The sequence below is a fragment of the Azospirillum sp. B506 genome, assembly GCF_000333595.1.
Lineage (GTDB): Bacteria > Pseudomonadota > Alphaproteobacteria > Azospirillales > Azospirillaceae > Azospirillum.
In genome coordinates, this window is record NZ_BADK01000977.1 from 3,885 (window position 1) to 4,155 (window position 271).

A 271-nucleotide genomic window follows, 5' to 3' on the forward strand; every position below is an offset into this window, starting at 1 on the left:
GTGTCAATCCGAATGCAGCGGTGAGACGCCGAAGCCATTTTGGCAGCCGTCCGGTAGGCGAGCCGGGGTGCTTCTCCTGGACGGGAGGCGCAAGATCGATGGGGTGGGGAGGCTTGATGGCCGGGCCATTAGATGCGGGGGATGGACAAATCCTATCGCCGGCCGGGCTGGGCCATATAGGTGGCGAACTGGACAGAGTTCATGCAAAACTCGCCAATCCACCGGTAAGCGGGCAGAAAAGGATCGGACCATGCGCATTGCGATTCTCGCG